Raw genomic sequence first — 18,881 nt, 5'->3', positions numbered from 1 at the left:
GTTGAAAGATTGGAGTACCTCATCATGAAATCAAGTTATTCTGCTCGACCAGATCAGAACTGGCTTCGGGCACTAATGTTCACCATCTTCGGATCCACCGCACTAGTTGTATCCTATTTCCAGCTTTATTTCAGCCACCTTGGCTTCAGTTCAGCCGAGATTGGATATTTGTACGGAATCGGTCCGCTCATCTCCGTATTCTCGAATATGTTCTGGAGTATGGCGAGCGACAAGTACAAGACGGTGCGAAAAGTGATGATCCTGTTGCTTGGCGGACAATTCATTACGGGTGTCCTGCTGGCCAATGCATCAAGCTTTGGCGAAGTATTTGTACTTGTAACTTTATTTTACTTTTTCTATTATCCGGTATACCCGCTATCTGACACGATGGCTATCACTACGGCAAACAAATACGGCCGCAACTTCACGTCCATTCGGGTTTTCGGTTCAATCGGATACGCTTTTTTTGCATTAAGCATCGGTTATGTACTGGGTTCGTTCGGTGCCGAGTGGACGATGTGGATATGCATTAGCCTTGCGGCAGTGACGCTGTTGATCAGCTTTCAGTTACGGGATCAGCCGTCTGGGGGCGGGAGCAAAATGGATTTATCGGGATTGTGGGCCATTCTGAAGCGCAGGGAAGTTCTTGCTTTTTTCGGCTGTGTATTCCTTCTCGATATGGGACATCGAATGAATGAGGCCTTTCTAACGATAACGCTGAAAGATCTGGGTGCCAGCGAAGGATTAATCGGCTGGTCCCTGCTCATTTCCTCGGTAAGTGAAATCCCGATCTTTCTTCTACTCAGCAAATATGGAAACCGGTACAAAGAGCTGCCACTTCTGACTCTTGCTGCTCTAATGTACACCGTTCGCCTATTATTCATGTCCATGTCCAGCACCCCTGCTGCCGTTGTTCTCATTCAGACCATGCACAGTGTCACCTTCGGTATCTTCTATGTCACTGCAGTTCGCTATATCACCCGGCTTGTCCCGGATGGTTTTCGCGCCACAGGTATGGCCCTGTTCACCATCGTCTGGTCAAGCGCTTCCGGGCTTCTGAGTGGTACCTTGGGTGGTTTGCTGCTAGAGCATACCGGACGCCAAACGTTTTATATTACGGCAATGATCTTTGCACTCGCTGCATTAATCGGCTTTGGCTTACAATTATTACGACCTCTCGCCAACCGATCTTCATAGTATACAAAACCAAAAAAAGCACAGTCTCCGAATGGGGACTGTGCTTGTGTTTGTTATATTCAGCTATAATGGATCATTTATAAGAAGTCCGTGAAGAACGGAAAAATCTTACAATTTAATTACATTAGCTGCTTGAGGACCACGGTTTCCATCAGTGATTTCGAATTCTACCGCTTGACCTTCTTCCAATGTTTTGAATCCATCGCCTTGAATTGCGGAGAAATGTACGAATACGTCCTCGCCGCCTTCAACTGAGATAAAGCCATAGCCTTTTTCTGCGTTAAACCATTTAACTGTACCTTTCAAATGAACAACCTCCTAAAAATATCGCCATCTATGACGAATAACCTCATTATACTGTATGGGCTTTCAATTTGCAATTTATCTTTTTAATAAATGATGAAAAAATTTGCTTTGCATCGAAGGGTACGGTATCATTTTACCAAAACCGTTAGTTTGGAGACTACCTATGATAAAAAAACACGAAATATACAAAACAGACAAGTGGAATATGATGACTGTAGAGGTACAAGGGAAATATCTCGTATTGCGAGAAATATCCGAAGAATGGGGCGAAGAATGCCACACCTTTCTTAGCCGTCCCGCGTTGATGCATTGGGCGGAGCGTCGTTTTCCGAAGGAGGATTTTCAGAATCGCGAAGATGAATGGCGTGCACTAATGGCAGCCTTCAAAGGAGTCTAATCCATGCAGCTGGATTCAGGCAATGTCGTTATCTTTATTATCCTTGCCTTTTCACTCGGGATTGTGCTTATTCTGGGACGTAACTCCATCCCGGATCGCTTGAGAAGGGGAATGGCTTTAATTGCTACCCTGCTCATTTGTTTTGCGTTTTTCCTGATTGTGTATTACCTCTATAACATGGGAGCTTAATTCACAAGACTGAACAAGTTTTCTGCAGAACAATCATAAGCTCTCAAATATTTCTGCTGTGCCCAGGCCATACTATACGAAGTTATTCGGATGTTATGTTATGAAATCGACTGTTATCCGGATTTCATTTTTTCATCGTTATTCGTAGAGTAAGGAGGAAGGCCGTTGAAATATCGGAAACCGTTATATGTTCTTCTGGCTTGTAGCCTGATCCCTTCATCTCCTGCCGCACAAGCACAGGAGACGAAGGCGGCTACGCCCATATATTCAGCATATAATCAAAGGAGGATTCCCATGAGTAAACTATTAAAACGTTCCGAAGTGCCAACCGAACACACTTGGAAACTGGAAGATTTATTTGCCAATCAAAAAGCTTGGGATCAGGAGTATGAAGAAGTATCTTCTATGATGAAAAAAGCCTCCGAATTCCAAGGTAAATTAGATCAGCCTGAAGTCCTCAAAGCTTGTTTCGAATACGAAGACGAAATCAGTCTTAAGCTTGAACGACTTTTTGTGTATGCCCGCATGCATCAAGATGAAGACACAGCTAACCCTACATATCAAAGCCTCTCCCAAAAAGCTCAGAAGCTGAGTGTACGAGTAGGCGAAGCGCTCTCTTTTGTTACCCCTGAGATTCTTTCTTTGCCAGATTCAGAGCTTGATGCTCTCATTAAACATGAACAACTCGCTGCTTACACATTCACATTGGAAGAGATGAAACGCGAAAAGGCTCACGTGTTAACTCAGGCAGAGGAAGCACTGCTTGCACAGGTAGGGAATCTATCTCAAGCGCCTCAGACCATCTTCAGCATGCTCAACAATGCGGATCTCAAGTTCCCACGCATTCAAGACGAGAATGGTAATGAAGTTGAATTGACACACGGCAGCTATATTCAGTTTCTGGAGAATCCAAACCGCGAAGTTCGGGAGCGCGCTTTCAAAGCCGTATATGAAACCTATGCGAAGCAGAAGAACACTATAGCTGCAGCGTTAAACGCCAACGTAACTAAAAATATGTTTTATGCCAATGTTAGAAAATATCCTTCGGTAATGGAGATGTCCCTGTACGGTGACAATATCCCAACGGATGTATATACGAATCTGGTAGATACGATCCACGAAAGCCTGCCTTTACTTCACCGTTACATGGATCTCCGCAAAAAGCTACTAGGTGTCGATGAACTGCACATGTATGATCTATTCGCTCCCCTTGTAGATGAGTACAAAATGGATATTACGTATGAGGAAGCTAAAAAGACCGTCAAGGAAGGTCTTGCTCCGCTCGGCAAGGAATATGCTGACGCGCTTCAAACCGGATATGACAATCGCTGGATCGACGTATACGAAAACGAAAATAAACGCTCAGGCGCCTATGCTTGGGGGGCTTATGGCACTCACCCCTATGTACTTCTGAATCATAAGGACAATCTGAACAGCATGTTCACATTGGCGCATGAGATGGGCCATGCTCTGCATTCACATTATTCAGATACAACACTTCCGTATCGAGATGCTCAGTATACGATCTTCTTAGCTGAGGTTGCTTCAACGACCAACGAGGCACTGCTAATGGATTATATGCTTAACAAATCTACCGATCCGAAGGAGAAACTGTATTTACTCACGTATTATGCAGATCAATTCCGGACCACGGTATTCCGTCAGACCATGTTCGCCGAATTCGAGAAAATAATTCATGAGCGTGCAGAACAAGGTGAGGCACTTACTCCACAGCTTCTGTCTGAAATTTATTATGATCTGAATGTACAATACCATGGCAAAAATATGGTCGTTGACAAAGATATCGAAATGGAATGGGCACGTATCCCCCACTTCTATAACAGTTTCTATGTTTATAAATATGCTACAGGTTTTTCAGCAGCTACCAGTTTCTCTAAGCAGATTCTGGAAGAGGGTCAGCCTGCGGTAGACCGTTATCTCGGATTCCTGAAGAGTGGTGGCAGTGATTACTCCATCAATATTCTGAAAAAAGCGGGTGTGGATATGTCGACGCCGCAACCGATTCGTGAAGCAATGAGTGTATTCAAGGATCTCATCGAACAAATGGAGCAGTTAACTAAATAAGGTGATGATTCCCTGTAATCTGTATCCCTTGCCCTAACGGGCAAGGGATTTTATAATCAAGCAAGATAATGTCCACTTGAAAAAGGGTAATGCATTGTAATTCTTAATTGGTTAACAACAAGGAGGCAACATCATGAAAATGCAATGGACGCTCATTGCGGGTCTTGTTTTTGCACTGCTCACAGGTATTTTTGCAGTCATCAATGTAGATTCCGTTCAAGTCAATCTGCTGTTTAATAGCGTTCAAATCCCATTGATTTTGCTCATTTTGGGCTGTACACTAATTGGTGGAATTATTGTCGGTTCATACGGTATTTACCGTCAATATCAACTACAGCGAGAAAACAAACGCCTGCACCTGCGTGTAGCGGAACTGGAAGCTTCCGCAGTAAGTGCTAATGCATCCGGTTCATTCGATAACATGGATTCCATCGGCTCTAATGAACCTGAAAAAGAAAAAGATGAGCATCTGAATCAGGATTCGATCCAGAATCATCACAAAAGCAACCCAACTGGAACATTGTAATGATCAGAAACAGCCTGCTGGCGAGCCAGGAATGGACATACATTCTCTCCCAGTCAGGCTGTGTTCATTTTAAGCAATAATCCCCGTACAATTGAAGGAGGAAAATGAAGATGAGCATTAGTATTAATGAATCTTACGTTCTGTCTTTTCTAAAAAAACTACTGGATACACCAAGTCCGAGCGGCTACACCCACCACATTATGGAGATGATTCGCAAGGAAGCGGAATCTCTGAACATCTCCTGTGAGCTGAACAATAAAGGCGGTGCGATGCTTACGTTACCCGGCGAAGACTCTTCCAAGACGATCGCACTTAGTGCCCATGTGGATACGCTTGGCGCTATGGTTCGGTCGATCACTTCTTATGGTACGTTAAAACTGACCTCTGTGGGTGGCTTTACCATGCACAGCATCGAGAACGAATATTGCTCCATTCACACAAGAGACGGCAAGGTATATACAGGAACGATTCTTTCGTTGCATCCGTCCGTACACGTATATCCTGATGCACGGACGTTTGAGCGCTCGGAACATCATATGGAAGTCCGTATTGATGAAGTCGTATCCTCCAAAGAGGATGTCTTAAATCTAGGTATCCAAGTTGGTGACTTTATTTCTTTTGATGCTCGGGCTGTCATTACACCAAGTGGTTATATCAAATCACGTCATCTGGATGACAAAGCCAGCGTGGCTGCACTGTTTGGTATCCTTGAATCTGCACATCGTGAAGGCTGGAAGCCAGTACATAACGTTTCCTTACTGATCTCAAATTACGAAGAAGTCGGACACGGCGCGTCATATATCCCAGCAGACATCAGTGAAATGATCGCTGTGGACATGGGTGCTATGGGTGATGATCTAAGTTGCAAAGAGACGGATGTATCTATATGTGCAAAAGACTCTTCGGGCCCTTATGACTACGATATGACAAGCCGTCTAATCGAGCTAGCTAAACAGGATGGCATGGATTATGTGGTAGACATCTATCCCCAATATGGCTCAGATGGCAGCGCTGCCCTGCGCGGCGGCAACAATATTCGAGCTGCTCTGATCGGCCCTGGAGTTCACGCTTCACACTCTATGGAACGCACGCACAAAAATGCCGTGATGAATACCGCTAGGCTACTTGCCGCATACATTACCACCAAGTAGCTGCGTCTGTATGTCAGGTCGCACGTAGTTCAGTTCGTTTAGTTAGTATATTTCCATCTAAAATGATAAAGGACACTCCCTCCGCACATGAACCAGCATGTGTGAAGGGTTGTGTCCTTTATTATAGGAATGGTAGTCAAACCAGATACGATTATTCATCAGGCCTGTTCAACATACTCGCGATATAGTCGTTCCTGAATCTCTAGCCGGGATTCATGATCCTTCATTTCCCTCTGTAAAACCTGAATGGTCTGGCGCACCGTGCTTAGTCCATGTTTAACCTCTTTTTCAGCGCTGCGAATTTTGTCTTGAACCATCCAATCTACAAAGAAGCTATCAAAGAAATAATCTGCAAACGAAAGCAATCCACCCAAGTTTAAATCAGCGTTAACAGCCATCTCAACATCTTCTAACTCCTTCTGAAAACGTCGCAGACGCTTGCCTGCATCCAGAATAGCGACTTGTGCTTCATCCATACGGCGGCGTTTGATATGCGTAGATATTGCACCTCCCCCCATCATATCATAGATACCCCAATTTCCTGCCGATTCCAATGCGCTCTCCGCACGCTCAAGCGCATACACCAGATACTCACCTTCTCTCAAAGCTTCATGCAGCTCCTGTAACGTACTCGCCAACTGTTCCTGTTGTTCAGCTAGTTGTTGCAGTTCTTCATCTTGCTTAAGCAAGCGATGCTCTTTCTTCCCCCACAATACCTGATAGTCACTTTCCCAGAACTGATATTGTGATTGTCGTTGAAGTTCCTGCTCGACTTGTATGCGTTGCTCTCGTACATCCTGTAACATCTGATACGCCGTATCATATGCTGCCTTACTCTCTAGCAACTCCAATTCTTCTTTCTCCAAACGTTCCGTCTTCCTGCCAATCAGATCATAGAAAAATGAGGCCAAGCTCATACTGGACAGACGATCCACATCCCTCTGTTCCTTCTGAAGGACTGTGGTACAATGCTCCACTTTCGCTTCCCATTGCTTCTCCTCCTCTTGAAGCTTATGAAGGCGTTTGGTCCATTTCTCATATATTCTTCCCTTCTCTTTGAGTACGGCAAGTTGTTCACTAATATCTCGATTCATCAATGCGCTGTCCTCTCCCTCTTATGGAATTGTTTACTAAATACAACGTATGGGACAGCCATAACGTTTCATATGAATCATCGATATCCACAATTCTGATCATTGATATCCAACTCCAACTTCCGGATTCAAACCAAAAAAGCCCTTCTCCAGAGGGGCATTCAGCTACCCTATGAAGAAAGGCGAGTTTATCGTTCAGATATATCACACAGACAGGTTAAGATTTGTTTTGCTCAATCTGCTCCGCCAGCTCGTTCAGTACAGTCCAACGCTCCATCAATTCATCCAAATGACGCTCCGCCTCTGCCTGCTCAGCCATTAACTCCTGCAGACGGGCTGAATCACTGAAGGCTTCTTCCATCTCTTTGTTGATCCGGGCTAGGTTCGCTTCGGCCTTCTCAATGTTTTCATCAATCTGGTCGTATTCACGCTGTTCTTTGAAACTGAACTTTAACTTAGGTTTGGCTTGAGTTGCAACGGGAGCTTCAGGACTTTTATCCGTTGCCTGTTTCTTGGTTGATCCTGTCATGTTTTCCTGATTACCAGGACCGTTCTGGAGCATCCATTCCGCGTATTCACTATAGTCACCAACATGTACACGCACCGCTCCGTTCCCCTCAAATGCCAGTACTTTATCCACTGTACGATCAAGGAAGTAGCGGTCATGGGACACGACGAACACAACGCCTGGAAATTCATCCAGATAGTCTTCAAGTACGGCAAGGGTCTGAATATCCAAGTCATTGGTCGGCTCATCCAACAACAGCACGTTCGGAGCTGCCATTAAAATCCGAAGCAGATACAGCCGCCGCTTCTCTCCACCAGACAGCCGAGCAATCGGTGTCCATTGAGCTGTTGGACTAAACAAAAAGCGTTCGAGCATTTGGGAAGCGGTAATCAGTGAACCGTCAGCTGTCTTCACATTTTCGGCCACTTCCTTGATGTATTCGATGACTCGTAGTGTTTCGTCCATTTCCTGATGCTCTTGGGTAAAATAACCCAGATTGACGGTTGGCCCTAGCACGACCTCTCCAGCATCCGGCTGTAATCGGCCTGAGATCATCTGAAGCAAGGTTGATTTACCACTACCGTTAGGACCTACAATACCTACACGATCTCCCGGTACTGCAATGTAGCTGAGATCGTTAATCAGCTTGCGATCACCGACGGATTTGGAGAGATGTTCAATCTCCAATATCTTTTTCCCTAAACGTGTAGAGCCCACAGACACTTCCAGAGAACCAGAACGTTGAACACCCTGTTGCTCTTTGAGTTGTTCAAAGCGATCAATTCTCGCTTTTTGTTTGGTCGTCCGCGCTTTTGCTCCACGACGAATCCATGCGAGTTCGGTCCGCAACAGATTTTTACGCTTTTGTTCCGAAGCGGATTCCCGTTCCTCCCGTTCAGCCTTTAACTCCAGAAAACGCGTATAGTTCGCCTCATAACGGAATAAACGCCCATGATCGAGCTCAAGCATGACATTGGCCACTCGATCCAGGAAATAACGATCATGCGTAATCATCAGCAGTGCGCCGCGGCGTTTCTGTAAGTACTGCTCCAGCCAAACAACGGAATCATTATCAATATGGTTGGTCGGCTCATCGAGAATGAGCAATTCACAAGGATGAATTAATGCGGAAGCAAGTGCAACCCTTTTTCGCTGTCCACCCGACAAAGTGCCCATAAGTGCATCAAATTGCTGTATACCTAGCTTGGACAGAATACTCTTTGCTTCGCTCTCCATCTGCCACAGTTGAAGTTGTTCCATCTGTTGGTTCACACGCATCAAACGGTCATTCAGGGCTGGATCAGAAGGATTTAACTCCAGTAATTCCATCGTTTCTGTGTATTCTCGCACGGTTTTCATCTCAGCACTATCGCCCTCAAACACCTGCTGCAACACCGTATTATTCGGATTAAACTCCGGATTTTGCGCCAGAAACTGCACACGCACGTCGTTACCAATTGAAATCTGTCCCTCATCCGCCGGCTCCAAACCTGCAATAACGCGCAAAAACGTGGATTTACCGGTACCGTTTACACCAACAACGCCGATTTTATCCTGATCCGCCATACCGAATGAAGCATCCTTAAACAGTATTTTCTCGCCATAACTTTTTGAAATTTGTTCTACCGTCATTATATTCATTGCACTGTACCTACACTTCTCTATAATTTGAAATGCTCTATCCCCATTAGGGCGCCCTCTACTTCGCGACCTTTCGTACCTGCTTATACTCGCAGGAAGGAACGACATCCATCCAAAAACAATGCTGCCGCAAAAGCGATTCGTTTGTTCAGATCTTGCTCGTTAAATTCCGGATTCAACATAATATCCATCTTCAGACGGTCCAGAATGCCGATGTATGCCTCAGCGAGCAGTACAGGCTCAGGTACCCCGGCACTTTCAAGAACTCTGCATACCATGCTCATATATTCATTCATAAATGCTTTCATAAATTTCATCAGATCCGGATCATTGTTTGGTGCCATAAAAAACAACTTGGTATGATTGCGGCGTTCATAATAATACGTCAAATGTGTCTTTGCGATAGCACCTAACTTGTCGCCAGTATTCTCCTGTGATTGCAATGCATAATCCAGACGACTGATAAAGCTATTACAATCTCGTTTGGATACTGCGACAAACAATTGCTCCTTGCTTTTAAAATATAAATAAATCGTACCTTTGGCAATGCCAGCCTCATCGGCGATGTCGGACATTTTCGTTTCATAGAAACCTTTTGACCCAAAAATACCGTAGGCGGCATCCAAAATAGCTTCCGATTTGTCTCCCTGTACCGTATTCATCCTGCATCCCTCCCTATAACGCCAAAATGCTACCTATCCCGATGGCAATACATGCGCCTATTACAGAGCTCAGTACATTGACCACATCATTACTCATCCACGACCAACCCCGAGCGCTTACAGTGGGCTGGCCACAGTGATCATGGACTTCAACCTCTCGTCCGCATACCTTGCAACGATACATGTTCTGCATCGTCGCTCCAAGATAAGAATCTGCGAATGCCCCTGCTAGTCCACCAATCAGTCCAACCAGAGTCCAGCCGAGCCAGCTTCCAAGTTCTAGTCCGCTTATTTGTGCAAACACAAATGCTCCCAGACCAATTACAATACCGCCCAGCGCAGCCGCAAAACTTCCTAAGATTGAAACGCCTCCCGAGGCTCCAGGGGTTAATACCTTTAAGGTGAGTACAGAGCGAGGTGGCTTGCGGCTAAGGCTTCCAATTTCCGTTGCCCACGTGTCTGAAGTAACGGTTGCCATCACTCCGATAAAAGCATACATCCATGCTGGATGAGGAATAAGCCAATTTGCCAAACATAACAGCATACCCATGCCGCCATTAGCCATCACTTGCCCTGCATCCCGATTCCCCGTCTTGGCGTAAGACTTCTCCATCTCCCGCTTACGATCTTTACGAAACCTGGAAAGCAACGTTGATGTGATGAAAAATAACAGTAGTGTGCCGAACCAGAACAGATTGCCTGCCCCGTAATATATCGTACCCATCAGGATTGCGGCAAGGCCTCCCGACAGCGTTAGCGATTTCTTTGCATAAGCAGCTCCTGCGACCAGTGAAGCGCAGGCAGCACCAATCATCCATTCCATAAGCTCTCCTGCATGTGACAGCTATATAGTCCACATGACGTTTAGTTATTTTTGAAAGTTCATTATACCACGGTTTGATGCTAATGCCGAAACAGTCGATCGGCGAACAGAAAAAACCTGTTTTGGCTTCTTCCCGAAGCATCAAAACAGGTCAGGTTCTTGATTAGTTCATAGTCGTATTTAAACTCGCTTCCCTCCTCCAACAACACCATACCGATAGAGAACTCTGCGACCAAACCAGTTGAATAACCGATCCGTAACGAATCCCATTAGTCCCAAAGAGATCAGCCCAACAAAGATCCAATCCGTCCGAAAAAAGAGTCTGGAATTCCAGATCAAATAACCTACACCCTCATTGGAAGCAATCATCTCTGCACCAATGATGGCCATATATGATGTCCCCATGGCCAGACGGACACCCGTGAAAATATATGGCATCGTGGCTGGAACAATTACATGTAACAGAATCTGATACTCATTCGCTCCCATACTGCGGGCCGAACGTATTTTGTCTTCTTCTATGGAGAGCACACCAGTCAGCGTGTTTAGCACAACGATGAAAAACGTCGCATACATGATAAGCGCGATCTTGGATTGTTCTCCGATCCCGAACCAAACCAGGAATAAGGTTATAAAGGCAATTGGAGGTATGAAACGGATAAAATTCAGGAACGGCTCGGCAAAGAGGCGGATGACATTCACTTTGCCAACAATCAGTCCGACGGGAATAGCAATGATGCTTCCTAGTACCCAACCCGCGAGCACTCGGCTAAAACTGACTCCGATATACTGCATCAGCGTACCGTCAGCAATCAGTTCACGTGCCGCCATGAAGGTATTCCACGGCCCTGGGATGACATCAGGTCCGTAGATGAAGGCACCTATCTGCCAGATCAGTATAACCGTGACCCATAGGAGAGGAATAGTCACCCATTTTTTCTCCAACCATCTCATCTTCTATCTCACCTCACTCATTCTTCAAAATGGGCTTGAATTCGGTCATACAGCGTGTTGAATTCAGCTGAGCTCATGTTCCTCGGATAGGGCAACGTGTTATGATAGATATCCGTTATATTAGACGAGGGGCCAACAGACATGATCCCTATTCTCTCACCAAGTAGCAATGCTTCCTGGATGTCGTGAGTGACAAATATAACGGTTTTATGTGTTTCCTTCCAAATATTAACCAGTTCTTTCTGCATTGTTCGCCTTGTCATCGCGTCGAGCGCACCAAATGGTTCATCCATCAGCAAGATCGCTGAATCATTCGCAAGTACCCGCGCCAATTGTACACGTTGCTTCATGCCGCCAGAGAGCTCTTTCGGAAATTTACCCTCATGAGCATTCAATCCTACAAGCTGAATATAGCGTTCAGAAATCTCACGTCGCTGCGTCTTCGGTATATTAGACATTCGCAGCCCAAATTCAACGTTCTCTCTCACGGTGAGCCATGGGAAGAGAGAAGAATCCGCCTGTTGGAATATCATTGCCCGGTCCCTGCCTGGCCTTTCGATTTCTCTATTATCCACTTTGAGCTGTCCACCCGACTTGGAGATGAAACCGGCGATCATATTCAGCAGCGTGGACTTACCGCATCCGCTGGGACCAAGCAGAACAAAAAATTCGCCTCCTCTAATGACCAGATCCACATCTTTGATGATATAGTGCACATCTCCATTCGCTGTGGCATGATACGTTTTCCGAAGTTGTTCAATATGAATCGTGTGCCGGGTTGCAGGTAAGGTCATCGTGGACACCTCCAATTAATATAGTAATGATTTACTTGTACGTCACTTTTTCAGGCAGTGCCTGCTTGAGAGAATTCAGATTGAGTTTCGTATCGAGATCAAAATCTTGTTCAATAATTCCGGTATCCACCATATATTTCTTTTGCCCCGTCAAGCTGTCATATGCAGCCTGCGTAAATCCGACTGACCATGGATTGATCGGAAGGTCTTTCAATGTGGCTTCTTTAGGAAGTTTGGTCTCGTTATACATCAAATCTGCAACCTCTTCGGGATGTGCCTGTGTATACGTCGACGCTTCATCTAGTGCCGCCAGGAAATCACTCACCGCTTCGGGGTTCGCTTGAATGAACTCATCACTTGCCACCAGCCCCATACCAAGACGAATTGGGGTCTGTGACATATCACTCAGTTGATGTATTCCCTCAAGGGTGTCGAATTTATCGGTTAAGGCAGAACCTGTCACCCACACAGCATCAAGATCCCCCTGTTTCAGGGCAATGTAAGACTCATCAAAAGATCCTTGGCCAATTTGTGTCACATCGCTTAGTTTCAGTCCTTGATCTTTCAAATACTCATCCCAAAGATAAGGGATAAACGTTCCACGGATAAAGCTCACTTTTCTCCCCTTCATATCCGTTCCGCTCTGAATATCATCGCGAGTATAGAGCTTCCAAGCAGCTGCCGCTTGATCTGTAGCCTGACCCGCGGAAGCAATGACTGAGTAATCCCCTTTGGCCAATGCATTCAATACAGGAAAATCTGCTCCATAAGCAATATCCACTTGTTTGATAAATAAAGCATTCACACCTTCAGCCGGGGTACCAAACGTAATACTCTCTGCGTCAATCCCTCGATTTTTGAAGAATCCCTTGGCGATGGCTACCCTGAATGTCGGGTTCGTGCTTGTATCTGCAATCCGGATTTTGATATCACCCTGTTGACTGGTAGCGTCACTCGCTCCCAATTTCACTGCATTTGAACTGCAACCGGATAGAATAAGAGCCGTAGCCAAAAACAATATCAATACATTTCGTAAGATGAATGATCTACTCAACAACTCCACCCCTTTTCGGTCCATGTACCCGCTTGATTCTAACGAACCGCCTTCCCTTCTTCAGAGGTTGCCACACATGCTGCGCCTTCTACATAAGGAAGAGTGATCTCTACGCTAGCAATAGATTCGGCGCCCTTGGGTGCTGCTCCGGGTACTCTGAAAGTAGAGACGTCGATGGCCTCAATGGCGATCTCCTCCGGTTTCTCTAACTGAGGAACCCAATCATAAGGAACTCGATACGAACGATAGACCATATTGGTATTCCGTGCATCCGTATATGGGGAGACATACTCCCAGACCAACTCATGCTCTGAAGTGACCTCGAACAATCTTCCGTTAGAGCCTTCTGTTATGAGAGTATTCCCATTAGCTAAACGTTGAGCGGAACTGATATAAGGGCTGTAAAACTTATAGGAATCCGTAGGAACAGAAAATCCGGCTTCTGCCGACGTATACTGCCAGACGATCTCGAGAGTGACCGGGTTAATCTCCAGTACACGCGAGTAATCACGAATGGCATGTTTTAATCCGAATGGTGAAGCTGGATTGGGGAGTCCGTACCCTGCCCAGCCGCCATTATCAAACACGAGCAGATTGCCCTCCCCAGGTAAGCCTTGAGGAATAATATGTGCATGATGCTGACCGATGATCGTACCAATGTGTCTCACTTCAGAAGAGACGTAATCGGGACCCAATTTCCATACAATCTTACCGGTCTGTCGATCTGTAATGGCTATAATGTTAGCCTCTCTGGCATCCCATATAATATTGTCAGGATGGAATCTCTCGTCTCCATCTTCATAGAATCGATTGGGCCCTACGTAAGAAGCGGAGTTAATATGTAACCAGTCCCCCACACCACCACCTAGATGACCAAATGAACGTGTATTGGGATCACGGAACAGGACATTTCGAGCCGCTTCATTAAAGCCCAACTCTTCAAAGTGCTCATTAGGCAGCCACTCCCAAAGTACCTTTCCCTCCCAATTCACTTCAATAATCGCATCATCCAGCAATGGTTTATCTGAGATTTGCGGATTACTTACATTTTTGTGAGCCAGGATGAGCGTTTTACCACTGTTCGTCTTTGGCGCAAGCCCGGGTGCATAGTATCCTACCGGATTACCCTCACGTTGATAATCATGATGCTGGCGAGCGTACCATAACGGCTCATAACCCGGATCTTCGATATGTTCATAACGGTTATACTTCCAAACGATATTCCCCTCCCAGTCCACCTGGACTAGATCAACGTTATCCTGGATGCCAAACTTCGGATCCCTACGACCTGTACTGCCCAGCACGTAACCGCCAGGCAATATTTTGGCCGGAAATCCTAATAATCCTTTCCATAAGTGAACCTCCCTGCCATTCATATCGATCAATACTACACCTTCCTCACCAGCCTGATAAACGGTATATCCGCCCCAAGCTTTATCCGGATTGTATAGCGTCGCTCCCGTTGGATAGATTGTGGAGTGTCCCATGAATCATCTCTCCTTATAACGTATTTGTATAATCTGGATACTTAATTGCTTATATAAAATGCACTACATCTCATAACGCTCTCAATAACTGAGATATTTGCGCTCATTAGGACCTTCTAATCGCTTCTGTTCGTGGTCACTTGTGGAGGAACGGTTCTGTTCATGACTCCCTTGGTTAAGCTCCGTCGATTCCAGCACTTTGTCTGAGAACCCCTCCAGATTCAAGATTACCCGCTCGTAAAATCGATTTTGCTGTTCCAATTCCTCCGTCTTAAAACCTTCGAACAGAAGCGTGATACATCGAGCACCTATGTTACTATTTCTCGCATACATCTCTCTCCCACTAGAAGTAATATCTAGCAAAACAGTCCGACGATCATCTTCCTTTCGTCTGCGGACGGTAAATCCTTTCTTCTCCAGCTTGTCTGTTAGCGCGGTAATTGCGCCTGATGTGAAATCTAATTGTTCTGCCAGATCACCAAGTCGTTGTTCACCCTCGCGGATAATTTTGTGCAGGATAAGAAGACCAGGCAAACTGATACCCTCCACAGATATGCGATCTCGTTCTTTTACGAATCGTCTGACCATTTTGCGAAATAACCAATCCGTCTTCTCTAACGTTGCCCAGTCTCGATCGCTCACGCCATCCCTCCTTCTGAATCTGGAACTGAAATTACATATAAAAAGGCCCCCGTGGACATTCCATAGTGGAGTAGTCCCGGGAGCCTTTGGTGGTCCAATCAGCTCAATTCAGCTTTATTCCATTCAACGATATTTCACTGTTCATTAAATGAGTGTTGAAATAATTGAGATCATCATATAACCAACTAACCCAACCTGTCAAGTAAGAATTATTCAATCGTTCTTTTTTATCTTTTCAAGCCTCCCATTTGATATCACAAAAAAAGGGCGCACAAGCGCCCCTTCTCACATTCCCTATTATTCCAGGCAGGCATAACGTGTTTATTCCTACTCCGCCACCTTGATTGTGCACGTCCCTAACGATTCGTCGCCCCAAGAGAGCTCTAGTACATCACCTGTCTGCGTGGCACCTACACCCTCAGGTGTACCTGTAAAAATGATATCTCCCGGCCCTAAGCCGTAATGATGACCTACATAATCCACAATATGTTGCAGGCTGAAGATCATGTTGGTTATATTCCCGCGTTGAACCTGGATTCCGTTCTTCTTCAAGGTGAAGTCTTTTTCTAGGAGTGCCGCAACACCCGGAAATGACTGAAACGCTGTGATGGGAGCAGAGTTTTTAAATCCTTTTGCAGCCGTCCACGGATGTCCCTTTTTCTTGATTACCGTCTGCACATCTCGCAAGGTAAAATCAATACCGAACGCGTAGGCATCCACCAGTTCATCTACACGCACTCCCGATTCGTAATCTCGGCCAATGCGAATGACCAGTTCAGCCTCATAATGGATTTCTCCCTTATTCGCTGGCAATTCCAGTAATTCTCCATTGAATGGTACAACAGCATGAGAAGGTTTCATAAAAATCATCGGCTCATCTGGAACCGCATTACCAAGTTCCTCGGCATGAAGTTTATAATTTCGTCCTACACAATACACATTACGAATATTAGTCAACATAGAGCTGTAACCACCTTCACTGGATTCATTGCTTCGTTTATCTGTTCAAATTGAACTAAGGTTAAGGTCTGAAGAAACGGCTGCTCGTCTCCCGAAACGCATCCTCCCAGACATCAGGCCGATTGGTACAGATCATCACACCTGAGTCGATGGCAGCCAGCTTTCGCATGGTAGCCTTATCATCGACGGTCCATGCCATCACTCGAATGCCCGCAGTATTCATTTGCTGCATCAATGTTTTGTCCACATTGGTATATCCCAGTGAGAGGAAGCTGCAGTGCATTTGTTTCAGTGCTGTAAGTAGATCCCCTGGTTTGGCATCGATAATAAGACCGGTTTGCAATTCTGGCGCAAGCTTTTTCACTTCAACTAAAGCACTTGATTCAAAAGATGTAATAACAACATCATTCTGCATATGTCTTTTTCTGATTTCATAAATCACCGCTGCAGGCAGACCTGGATACATGCTCCCTTGTGTTTTCAGTTCAATGTTTAAGCGAACTCTGCCACATGAACGATCCAGTACCTCACTAAGGGAAGGGATACGCTCACCTGTGTAGTTCTTGCCCTTCCATGATCCTGCATCCAGCATTTTCAACGCAGACCAATCCGTATCCTTCACCCAGCCCTTGCCGTTCGTCGTGCGCTCCAACGTAAAATCATGGATCACTACAGGCACGCCGTCTCGGGATAACTGCACATCCAGTTCGATCCATTGGACCTCAGGTCTCTCCATAGCCATATGAAATGCCGCCATCGTGTTCTCCGGTGCAATAGAAGAAAACCCACGATGGGCTACACACAGATTGTTCATCATCATCTCTCCCCAGCGGTATGATGCTTATTTAGGTATTGCTACTCCATCCGTGTTGATCCGAATGCCTGGTGACAACTTCGCCATTTGTTCCAGTAGAAGCCGATTGGCATCGTCAAGCATAGGTACAGCCTGCCCAAGAGCTGCCTCATATGGAATCACCTTCATACTGCATGCAGCATCTCGATTACAACTTGCTTGAAAGACGGCTGTTTTCCATGTCTCTTCGTTCGTTGATTTAGAAAAAATAAAATTCGCCGTACTATATGCGATCCACTTGCCTTTATAGTACTCAAGCCCTTGCAAAACATGAGGGTGACCTCCGATAACCAGATCTGCACCCGCATCCACAAACTCGTGTCCAAGCCTCGTTTGATCTGCATTCGGCGTACTTACACGTTCCTCTCCCCAATGCGCTACAACGATAACTAGATCTGCTTTCTTCCGGGCCGCCTGAATCGCTTTGATCGCTCTAGTTGAGTCATACGCTTCCGCTACACCGGCTCGATTCCCCTCTGCCTTCCAGCTAGCCACAGGTACAACTCGACTGAAACCAAGCAGAGCGATCTTTATACCTTTGCGTTCAAAGTAGGCAGGTTCGTATGCTTCCGTATCATTCATACCTGCGCCAGCATGTGAGATACCGTATTCCTTCAGATAGGTTAGCGTATCCACTAAACCTTCGACGCCCTGATCCAGAATATGATTATTTGCTAGATTTACAGCATCAAATCCAGCGGTAGCCATCGCTTGCAAAGCTTTGGGCGAAGATTTGTATACGTACGTTTTGTCCAATGCGCTCGTACCGCCATGGGTCACCGGCGTCTCCAGATTGCCAATGGTCAGATCATCTTTCTGAAACATGGAGCCAAGTTTTGCAAATGGATAATCATATCCGTTCTTCTCCAGAAGTTCTGCCACTTTACCGGAAAATTGAATATCTCCTACAAAATGAATGATAACATCCTTGGATGGATCAGAAGTAGTGGGAGTTCCCTTGTCGTTATCTGTTTTACCCGAGGTTGCTTTGCCGGAACTAGCAGGCTTCTTGTCTGTTGCTGGCTTTTCAGCGCCTTTACCATCATTTTTGCTTGATTCGGATTCAGCATTTTCTCCGGCATTGCCTGGCTCTGCATCTGGCTTCTCATCAACAGGATTAGATTCTTCACCCGTCGTTTCAGTTGGAACTTCATCTGGTTGATTCAATGCATCTCCGCCCTTATTTTCCTCTTCCGAAGGCGGTTGTTCCTGCACAACCTCTGGATTAGCAGGTGGAGCGGGCTGCTGTTCACGAATGTTTAGAAAATAATATAAGCCGACAAGTCCAATCGCTACAATAAGTATGGCATTTACAATTCTGACCTTTACATTACGTGTTCGTCTTGCTTTCTTTTTTTCTGAGCTTCGCTGTGATCTTGGGGGATACATAGGCCTCTCCTTTTCTTTACAAACAAACCATCTGCATATCATTATATCAAGCATATTCTGGATGTACATCTTTCCTTTGAACTGCTTGTCCATAAATTTAAAATAATGACAGACTAAAAACATGCATAAAAAAACGCCGCCTCTGCTGTAGATTTTACTACATCTGGAG

19 protein-coding genes are annotated in these 18,881 nt (G+C 45.5%); 6 read left to right on the top strand and 13 right to left on the bottom strand.

Features of this window, described 5'->3' with window-relative positions; translation table 11 throughout:
* Window positions 1-24: 24 nt before the first annotated feature.
* Window positions 25-1,197, top strand: a complete 1,173-nt coding sequence (locus PQG66_RS02345; RefSeq protein WP_272034673.1) for an MFS transporter — start codon at window positions 25-27, stop codon at window positions 1,195-1,197.
* A gap of 108 nt (window positions 1,198-1,305) precedes the next feature.
* On the opposite strand, the gene PQG66_RS02340 is transcribed toward PQG66_RS02345, so the two are convergent.
* Window positions 1,306-1,503 (bottom strand): cold shock domain-containing protein, encoded by a 198-nt coding sequence (locus tag PQG66_RS02340; protein ID WP_095288023.1) that lies wholly within the window; start codon window positions 1,501-1,503, stop codon window positions 1,306-1,308.
* A gap of 163 nt (window positions 1,504-1,666) precedes the next feature.
* On the opposite strand from PQG66_RS02340, the gene PQG66_RS02335 reads away from it, so the two are divergent.
* The 5 genes from PQG66_RS02335 (at window position 1,667) to PQG66_RS02315 (ending at window position 5,851) form a co-directional block, all read left to right on the top strand.
* Window positions 1,667-1,900, top strand: a complete 234-nt coding sequence (locus PQG66_RS02335; protein ID WP_272034668.1) for a hypothetical protein — start codon at window positions 1,667-1,669, stop codon at window positions 1,898-1,900.
* Between the two features lie 3 nt (window positions 1,901-1,903).
* Window positions 1,904-2,089: a hypothetical protein gene (locus PQG66_RS02330; protein ID WP_442954998.1), complete on the top strand. Its 186-nt coding sequence runs from the start codon at window positions 1,904-1,906 to the stop codon at window positions 2,087-2,089.
* Window positions 2,090-2,383: 294 nt separating this feature from the next.
* On the top strand, window positions 2,384-4,174 hold the full coding sequence (gene pepF, locus PQG66_RS02325) for an oligoendopeptidase F (protein ID WP_272034662.1): 1,791 nt from the start codon (window positions 2,384-2,386) through the stop codon (window positions 4,172-4,174).
* 133 nt (window positions 4,175-4,307) lie between these two features.
* Window positions 4,308-4,700 (top strand): LapA family protein, encoded by a 393-nt coding sequence (locus PQG66_RS02320; RefSeq protein WP_272034660.1) that lies wholly within the window; start codon window positions 4,308-4,310, stop codon window positions 4,698-4,700.
* A gap of 110 nt (window positions 4,701-4,810) precedes the next feature.
* Entirely contained in the window at window positions 4,811-5,851 is a 1,041-nt protein-coding gene (locus tag PQG66_RS02315) for a M42 family metallopeptidase (RefSeq protein ID WP_272034658.1), read from the top strand.
* Between the two features lie 158 nt (window positions 5,852-6,009).
* On the opposite strand, the gene PQG66_RS02310 is transcribed toward PQG66_RS02315, so the two are convergent.
* The 12 genes from PQG66_RS02310 to PQG66_RS02255 form a co-directional block, all read right to left on the bottom strand.
* Complete coding sequence (locus tag PQG66_RS02310; protein ID WP_272034655.1) at window positions 6,010-6,945, bottom strand: hypothetical protein; 936 nt, start codon at window positions 6,943-6,945, stop codon at window positions 6,010-6,012.
* A 217-nt stretch (window positions 6,946-7,162) separates the two neighbouring features.
* Complete coding sequence (locus tag PQG66_RS02305; RefSeq protein ID WP_272034653.1) at window positions 7,163-9,094, bottom strand: ABC-F family ATP-binding cassette domain-containing protein; 1,932 nt, start codon at window positions 9,092-9,094, stop codon at window positions 7,163-7,165.
* 83 nt (window positions 9,095-9,177) lie between these two features.
* Entirely contained in the window at window positions 9,178-9,756 is a 579-nt protein-coding gene (locus tag PQG66_RS02300) for a TetR/AcrR family transcriptional regulator (protein WP_272034651.1), read from the bottom strand.
* A 13-nt stretch (window positions 9,757-9,769) separates the two neighbouring features.
* On the bottom strand, window positions 9,770-10,579 hold the full coding sequence (locus PQG66_RS02295) for a DUF92 domain-containing protein (protein ID WP_272034649.1): 810 nt from the start codon (window positions 10,577-10,579) through the stop codon (window positions 9,770-9,772).
* A 180-nt stretch (window positions 10,580-10,759) separates the two neighbouring features.
* Window positions 10,760-11,533, bottom strand: a complete 774-nt coding sequence (locus tag PQG66_RS02290) for an ABC transporter permease (RefSeq protein WP_272034648.1) — start codon at window positions 11,531-11,533, stop codon at window positions 10,760-10,762.
* A 17-nt stretch (window positions 11,534-11,550) separates the two neighbouring features.
* Window positions 11,551-12,327: an ABC transporter ATP-binding protein gene (locus tag PQG66_RS02285; RefSeq protein ID WP_272034646.1), complete on the bottom strand. Its 777-nt coding sequence runs from the start codon at window positions 12,325-12,327 to the stop codon at window positions 11,551-11,553.
* 31 nt (window positions 12,328-12,358) lie between these two features.
* Window positions 12,359-13,381, bottom strand: coding sequence for an ABC transporter substrate-binding protein (locus PQG66_RS02280; RefSeq protein ID WP_272034643.1), 1,023 nt, complete (start codon window positions 13,379-13,381; stop codon window positions 12,359-12,361).
* 38 nt (window positions 13,382-13,419) lie between these two features.
* Window positions 13,420-14,868: an aryl-sulfate sulfotransferase gene (locus PQG66_RS02275; RefSeq protein ID WP_272034641.1), complete on the bottom strand. Its 1,449-nt coding sequence runs from the start codon at window positions 14,866-14,868 to the stop codon at window positions 13,420-13,422.
* 81 nt (window positions 14,869-14,949) lie between these two features.
* Window positions 14,950-15,510: a MarR family winged helix-turn-helix transcriptional regulator gene (locus PQG66_RS02270; protein ID WP_272034639.1), complete on the bottom strand. Its 561-nt coding sequence runs from the start codon at window positions 15,508-15,510 to the stop codon at window positions 14,950-14,952.
* Between the two features lie 327 nt (window positions 15,511-15,837).
* Complete coding sequence (locus tag PQG66_RS02265; protein WP_272034636.1) at window positions 15,838-16,470, bottom strand: fumarylacetoacetate hydrolase family protein; 633 nt, start codon at window positions 16,468-16,470, stop codon at window positions 15,838-15,840.
* Between the two features lie 61 nt (window positions 16,471-16,531).
* Window positions 16,532-17,284, bottom strand: coding sequence for a glycerophosphodiester phosphodiesterase (locus PQG66_RS02260; protein ID WP_272036416.1), 753 nt, complete (start codon window positions 17,282-17,284; stop codon window positions 16,532-16,534).
* A gap of 27 nt (window positions 17,285-17,311) precedes the next feature.
* The gene (locus PQG66_RS02255) at window positions 17,312-18,712 is read right to left on the bottom strand and encodes a CapA family protein (RefSeq protein ID WP_272034634.1); all 1,401 of its coding nucleotides are present in this window, start codon (window positions 18,710-18,712) and stop codon (window positions 17,312-17,314) included.
* Window positions 18,713-18,881 lie beyond the last annotated feature (169 nt).

The organism is Paenibacillus sp. JJ-100 (assembly GCF_948329825.1).
Lineage (GTDB): Bacteria > Bacillota > Bacilli > Paenibacillales > Paenibacillaceae > Paenibacillus.
The sequence above is the reverse complement of the archived record's forward strand: the minus strand, read 5'-3'. Positions and strand labels throughout refer to the sequence as shown.

Coding starts and splice junctions, on each gene's coding strand:
- PQG66_RS02300 (WP_272034651.1), bottom strand. CDS start 9,756: ATGAATACGGTACAGGGAGACAAATCGGAAGCTATTTTGGATGCCGCC.
- PQG66_RS02255 (WP_272034634.1), bottom strand. CDS start 18,712: ATGTATCCCCCAAGATCACAGCGAAGCTCAGAAAAAAAGAAAGCAAGA.
- PQG66_RS02320 (WP_272034660.1), top strand. CDS start 4,308: ATGAAAATGCAATGGACGCTCATTGCGGGTCTTGTTTTTGCACTGCTC.
- PQG66_RS02345 (WP_272034673.1), top strand. CDS start 25: ATGAAATCAAGTTATTCTGCTCGACCAGATCAGAACTGGCTTCGGGCA.
- PQG66_RS02275 (WP_272034641.1), bottom strand. CDS start 14,868: ATGGGACACTCCACAATCTATCCAACGGGAGCGACGCTATACAATCCG.
- PQG66_RS02330 (WP_442954998.1), top strand. CDS start 1,904: ATGCAGCTGGATTCAGGCAATGTCGTTATCTTTATTATCCTTGCCTTT.
- PQG66_RS02285 (WP_272034646.1), bottom strand. CDS start 12,327: ATGACCTTACCTGCAACCCGGCACACGATTCATATTGAACAACTTCGG.
- PQG66_RS02295 (WP_272034649.1), bottom strand. CDS start 10,579: ATGGAATGGATGATTGGTGCTGCCTGCGCTTCACTGGTCGCAGGAGCT.
- PQG66_RS02315 (WP_272034658.1), top strand. CDS start 4,811: ATGAGCATTAGTATTAATGAATCTTACGTTCTGTCTTTTCTAAAAAAA.
- PQG66_RS02305 (WP_272034653.1), bottom strand. CDS start 9,094: ATGAATATAATGACGGTAGAACAAATTTCAAAAAGTTATGGCGAGAAA.
- PQG66_RS02290 (WP_272034648.1), bottom strand. CDS start 11,533: ATGAGATGGTTGGAGAAAAAATGGGTGACTATTCCTCTCCTATGGGTC.
- PQG66_RS02260 (WP_272036416.1), bottom strand. CDS start 17,284: ATGAACAATCTGTGTGTAGCCCATCGTGGGTTTTCTTCTATTGCACCG.
- pepF (WP_272034662.1), top strand. CDS start 2,384: ATGAGTAAACTATTAAAACGTTCCGAAGTGCCAACCGAACACACTTGG.
- PQG66_RS02310 (WP_272034655.1), bottom strand. CDS start 6,945: ATGAATCGAGATATTAGTGAACAACTTGCCGTACTCAAAGAGAAGGGA.
- PQG66_RS02265 (WP_272034636.1), bottom strand. CDS start 16,470: ATGTTGACTAATATTCGTAATGTGTATTGTGTAGGACGAAATTATAAA.
- PQG66_RS02335 (WP_272034668.1), top strand. CDS start 1,667: ATGATAAAAAAACACGAAATATACAAAACAGACAAGTGGAATATGATG.